The organism is Campylobacter sp. BCW_6877 (assembly GCF_001762445.1).
Taxonomy (GTDB): domain Bacteria; phylum Campylobacterota; class Campylobacteria; order Campylobacterales; family Campylobacteraceae; genus Campylobacter_D; species Campylobacter_D jejuni.
In genome coordinates this window covers 1-6,040 of sequence record NZ_MJWW01000045.1, presented here as the reverse complement: position 1 = coordinate 6,040, position 6,040 = coordinate 1, and the positions used below count along the sequence as shown (strand labels likewise).

Sequence of the window (6,040 nt, the reverse complement as noted above, 5' to 3'; positions counted from 1 at the left end):
CAAAATACCCTAGAATCTTATTATACTTTAGGAAGTTCATTTAACTTACACATATTCCTAAATTGCCAATAACTAGGCTCTAAATAATAAGAATAAGGAGTATAATAAAAGATAATTAAGCCTATACTTCCAAGAAAGACTAAAAACTTTGAAACGCTTTTTGTAGATTTAAAGATGATTTTATAAATAAATTTTAATATAAGATAAGAAAGAATAGTAGAAATTATAATAAGAAGTAATATATATGTCATGGGTTATCTCCTTAGATTCTCTATTTTATTAAAATTAAGATGTAATTTTGTGGTTTGATAAAGATTAGCTCGCTAGCATCCAAACATAGAAGACAAAAATTGCTCATTAAGATAAATGATTTCATGTATGAATAAATAGTATTATAATTTAGAAAGTAGTTTTGTAATTAAAACCAAGAAAACAAAATATATTTTTAAGATATAACCCCGACTATAATTACGCATTTTAGTCGGGATTTTTTAAGATAATTATAATTAAGCTTTACCTTCTCTCCAATCATCACTTCCGCTAGTTCCAGCAGCAGTATGTTCCCAAACTACTTTTCTATAACTCATTGAAACTTTTAAAAGCTCGGTTTTATCATGATTACTTGACTCTTGTGCATTTGGCATTATTAATTCAATATTTGTAATAATTGCATCTTCCAATTTTGTAGTAAAAAAATGTTCAGATCCGCCACTTGCTGCAGTTCTAAACCAATGAACTTCGACTGTTGGAAGTCTTTCTCCTTTGGTAAGTGCATTATATAACAAAGGCACGGACTTATTCAATGAGCAAGTAAAAGAAAAGGGCTTATGAACTCTTTGTCCAGAAGGTTGCCCACTTTGCTGATCAACGGGTACAGTTACGATATGAGATACCTCTTGCGCCATGATTTCATCTTCATGACCTGATTTATATCTATTGCCAATACTCGCTTCAGTAGATGCACCACTTGAAATCAAACCTTGTGTGGAACCTTCAATTCTTATAAACGCTGGTTCAGCCATAAAAAGAACCTCCTTTAATTTTTTTTAACATTCAAAATTGTATCATTTTAATCTTAATCTATATAAATTTTTGTAAAATATTTGTATATTGATATTAATATTTATTTGTTTTTACTTTAAATAAGGAATAACGATGTTTAAAAAAATATTTGATTTTATAAAATCAAGATTATTTATAACTGCTTTTTTACTTTGTTGTATTTTTCTTTTTAGTGTTTTATTTTGGTTTTGGGGTCCTTTAATAGCTTTTAACGACATATATATTTTTAGTAGCTCATTTTTAAGATTTAGTATTATCTTGATAATTTGGCTTATTGTTTTTTTATTTTTTTTATTAAAGCCTATTATAAATTTTATATCTTCTTTAAAAAGTGAAAAAAGATTAAAATTTAAAGACCTAAAAAAAGAAGCTGATGAGTTTATTTACAAATCTAAAAGAAACTTCTTTTTATCTCTTAAAGATGCCAAAGAAACATGGAAGAATGATTTAAAAACAAAAAATTTACCCTTAATTATCATCATAGGAAATGAAGGGGCTGGAAAAAGCACTTTTATCAATTATTCTAACATCGAATATCCACTTAGCGATAGTTTAGAGTCTTATAAAAAATTCCATAAGTCTACTAGAAATTTTGCACTTTATGTATCAAAAAAAGGCGCTTTGTTAGATACAGAAGGAAACTATTTTTCACAAGAAGAATTTTTTAAGCCTACAAGTAGCGATGAAATACCCGAAGATGATATAGATAAAAATAGAGATTTTTTAATTAAAAAAAATATATGGAAAAAATTCCTTACTTTTCTCAATAAAAATTTTTTTCATAGCAAACTAAATGGAATTATTTTAGTTGTTGATACTGTCCTTTTCTTAAATAATCCTAAGGAGTATTCCAAAAATCTTATTAGATATCTAACAAAAAGAGTAAACGAATGTGAAAAAACTTTGAATTTAAAGTTGCCCATCTATATAGTTTTTTCAAAACTTGACTTGATGGAAGGCATGAAAGAGTATTTTGATATTTTCGATAAAAAAATTTCGGATAAAATTTTAGGATTATCTTTTGATAAAATCTTAAGTGAAGAATTTTTAAATAATGAATTTAAAGAATTAAGTGATTCATTATTATGCTCTTTAATGAGTAAAAATTCCCATATTTACAATATGGAAAATAAAAATAAAAGCTACTTATTTTTAAAACAATTTGATAATTTATTTGCATTAGCAAAGACTTTTATTTTGGAAGTACAAGAAGAAAATAAGCTTAAAAATAATTCTTATCTTAGAGGAGTTTATTTTGTTAGCGCCTATCAAGAAAATATTCCTAGAAATTTCTTACTCGATGCCATATGTGAGAAATATAACTGCAAAAAAGTATTATCAAAATCCAATATTATACATAATAAACAAAGCTATTTTGTTAAATCACTGCTCGAAGATTTAATTTTTACAGATTATTCTTTAAGCGCTATGAAATCTTATTCTAAAAAATTATCTTTTTTAATTATAATTTTAATCATAAGCTTTGGAACATATGCTATATCTTCTTATTTTATAAGTAAAAACAATAAAGAATTCGAAAAAAGCCAAAATACCTTAAGATCTTTACAATTGCTTCTTAAAGATCAAGATTATCAAAATTTAAATATTAAACAAAAAGCTGACTTCTTAATTGAATTGAGAAATATTTTAAATACTTATCCTGAACTTTGGCAAGATAATAATATATTTCAATATTTAAATCTAAATCTCTCATACAAAGGATTTAAAGAAGCTAAACAACTTTATTATAAACTGAATGAAGATGTGTTAAAAAATACTTTATTAAAAGAAATGGAATATACTTTACTTACCGATACAAATAAAGAAAATTTAATCAAAACATTATATATGTATAGATCTTTATTTGAACAAAAATATTTTAATAAAGAAATACTAAAAATTTGGATTAACGAGAATTGGAATACTTTAAGTAAGTATTCAATCTCTAAAGATGACTTTCTAGAAGGGGTGGATGAGCTTAAACAATTTAATCTTAAATCTTTTACAGAAGATGAAAACAGTATACATACAGGAAAAAGAAAACTTGAGAGTATAAGTAGAACTCAAAGAATTTACATTCTTCTTAATTTTTTAAATAGCGATAAACCTAAAGAAAAATATCTTATAAAAGAGGATTTAGGTTTTGCTGCAAATAGTGTATTTTCAAATAATTCTCAAATAACTTCTATAGATAAAATATATACAAAAGTTGGTATGATGGACTTTTTAAATGATTTAAATCAACAAGTTGACACCGCAATCAATATTGAATCTTGGATGCTAGATAACAATTTTAAAGAAAATAAAAACACTTTGACTATGGGTATTTTAAAATTATACTTAAGTGAATACCAAAATGCTTGGCAAAATCTACTCGCTTCATTGCAACCTGTTAGGTATAATACCAAAGAGGCAATGCTTAATGAGCTTAATATCTTATCAAAAAAAGAAAACCCCTTATATTCTTTGTTAAAAATTGTTAGTTCTAATACAAATTTAAATGATGCAGTTTTACTAACTCAAGCCTACAATTTAGGATTAAATGCTGGGGAAATTAGATCAAATTTTATTGGGGTAAGCAATGCTTTCACACAATATCATAAGCTAGTAAACAAAAATACACTTTTAAGTGTTGGTAATATAGAAGTGGGTAAAGGCACTGATGATGAAAAAATATTAGATATTCTTAATACAAATATTACAAATATATCCAATAAAATTATAGATTTTAGTTCTAATAATAACCAAAGCGCTGAAGAAAAAATTTCATATGCTCTTGGAGGCAATAAAGATGCCAATGATCCTTTTGCTGTATTTCAAATGAACATAAAAAAATTACCTAATGATTTAGAGAGATATTATAGTCAGCTTTCTAATTATTCGTGGAATTTTATAGAAAATCATGGTATTTCTTTATTTAATACCGCTTGGATTAATGAAGTGTATAATCCATTTGTTAATGATATTGCACCATATTATCCTTTTAATGATGAGAGTGTAGCAGATCTTAGTATGGATAGTTTTAAAACATTTTTTGGAAGAAATGGGACATTAAATAGTTTTTATAAAAAATACTTGAACAATGTTTTAGTAAAAAGAAAAAATAACTATTCTGTCAATTCTCAATTTGCTTCAAAATTAAATTTCTCTAAAGAATTTTTAGATTTTATCACCAATGCAGGCAATCTCTCTAGTCTCATACTAAATGGTAATGATAATATAAAAGTTAATTTTACTATTCAAAGCCTTGATTTAAGTGCGGATTTTTCCTTTATAAAGCTTGGCTATGATAATAAAAATATCCAATACGATCATACTCTTAATCAAACCCTACAAATTGTAGCAGAAAAATTCAATAATGGAACAAGTTTAAATTTTACAGCCTATAACTACTCTAATCCTAATTTAAATTATACAAAATCATATAAGGGAGAATGGGCATGGTATAAGTTTATAAAAGATAATAAAAGTAATTCTATATACAGCATTATATTTAACAATAATAAAAACTTATATTTTGACTTTGAAATTATTAACGGTGCTAGTGAATTAAATAATATAGTTTATATTTTAAATAATCTTAAAATAGTAGAAAATATTACAGGGGTAAATAAACAATGATAGAAAAAGAAGAAATAGGAATTACTATTGAGAATTATGACGAATGTATTAGTGGTTCTAAAACATTTGTATTTAACACAAAGGGTGGAACTATAGGAAGCGGTGATGATTGCACTTTTCGTATTCAAGATAAACTAGAACAAATCAAAAATACCCATGCCATAGTATCTTATGAAGAAGGATCTTTTACAATTGCGGCTTTTGAAGATTCTGACATTTATTATAATAAGTCCTTTTCTAGAATGCCAAGTGGCTATGAAATAATAATCAGTATAGGCGATATTTTTAAAATCGGTAATTTAGAATTTAGATTTGTGGATGCAAAAAGCATTGAAGCAAGCATTAAAGAAAATAAAAAATACTTAGAAGATATTGAAAAACGCAATCATTTTGATGAAATTGAAATTAAGCCTAGAGGAAAAACAAGTATAAATTTTGACAAAAACAAAGAGTTAAAAGAGATTTTAGAAAATAATGATTATAAATTTATCGAAGAAGAAAAGGCAGATGATAGCTTTTTAAAAGAAATAATTCAAAAAAATCCAAATTCATTAGAATATGAAAATGTTTTAAAAAGTTTGGTAAAAAATTTAAAAGATATTAAAACAAAACAACAAAACTCTAAATTAAATAATGATTATTCTCCTATCAATATTAAAGATTTTGAAAGTATTATTAATAATATACCCTTAATCAAATCCACAAGATTGATCAATATTTTAGCCCTTAGCCTAATCGCAAAAGAATTATATACTCCAATATTTGAAGAAATGGAAGAAAATATGTTTATTAAATATATTGAAGCTGCCATACAAAATAATATTAAAGAAGATAAGATTCTTTTTGAAAATCTTACCATCAAAGCATTGGAAAAGTATATTAAAGATTTTGAGTGATTCTTTAATCTTTAATGCCATTTTCTTCAGCAAATTTGAGTATCTTAGCTCTAAGTTCCCTTGGGAAATTATATCTATATATGGCAGGAATTCTTGGGTCAAGGAGTTTGTCTAAATATCCTCTTTTATAAATCCATTCTAATCTTTCAGGTGTAAAATAATAAGGGGCATTAGGATAGCCTTGAGGAGGAGTGAGGGCTGCTAGTTTGGCGCTTAATACTAGGGTATCTTTGAATAAAGTAGCTTGTTGTTCACTCCAATCATTTGGAGTATCTACATCAAAGTTAGTTTTCATCCCATTTCTATATCCATCCATAGCATCATCAAATTTATTTCTACTTTCAGGAGTAGAATCTATATCTCTTGGATCTTTTAATTTGCCTTTTTCAATATCATCATATAAAGCCCAAATGATCCTGCCTTCTTCATCATAGGCAAAATCATATTTATTTAAATCAATC

Annotated in this window: 3 protein-coding genes and 1 pseudogene; 2 read left to right on the top strand and 2 right to left on the bottom strand. The window is 25.8% G+C overall.

Features of this window, described 5'->3' with window-relative positions:
- Positions 1 to 506: 506 nt before the first annotated feature.
- Positions 507 to 1,022 carry an Hcp family type VI secretion system effector gene (locus AJ936_RS06740; protein WP_044779685.1) on the bottom strand — a complete coding sequence of 172 codons (516 nt, stop codon included), beginning with the start codon at positions 1,020 to 1,022 and terminating at the stop codon, positions 507 to 509.
- A 133-nt stretch (positions 1,023 to 1,155) separates the two neighbouring features.
- On the opposite strand from AJ936_RS06740, the gene tssM reads away from it, so the two are divergent.
- Positions 1,156 to 4,683 (top strand): type VI secretion system membrane subunit TssM, encoded by a 3,528-nt coding sequence (gene tssM / locus AJ936_RS06735; RefSeq protein WP_070274230.1) that lies wholly within the window; start codon positions 1,156 to 1,158, stop codon positions 4,681 to 4,683.
- Positions 4,680 to 5,579, top strand: a complete 900-nt coding sequence (locus AJ936_RS06730; protein ID WP_044779682.1) for an FHA domain-containing protein — start codon at positions 4,680 to 4,682, stop codon at positions 5,577 to 5,579. The genes tssM and AJ936_RS06730 overlap by 4 nt, the downstream gene beginning before the upstream one ends.
- A 4-nt stretch (positions 5,580 to 5,583) precedes the next feature.
- Here AJ936_RS06730 and AJ936_RS06725 read toward each other — a convergent pair.
- Positions 5,584 to 6,040, bottom strand: a pseudogene (locus AJ936_RS06725) (hypothetical protein); the annotation flags it as partial.

Excerpts from the sequence above, each read along its gene's own strand:
- AJ936_RS06740 (WP_044779685.1), bottom strand. The coding sequence starts at position 1,022 with ATGGCTGAACCAGCGTTTATAAGAATTGAAGGTTCCACACAAGGTTTG.
- tssM (WP_070274230.1), top strand. The coding sequence starts at position 1,156 with ATGTTTAAAAAAATATTTGATTTTATAAAATCAAGATTATTTATAACT.
- AJ936_RS06730 (WP_044779682.1), top strand. The coding sequence starts at position 4,680 with ATGATAGAAAAAGAAGAAATAGGAATTACTATTGAGAATTATGACGAA.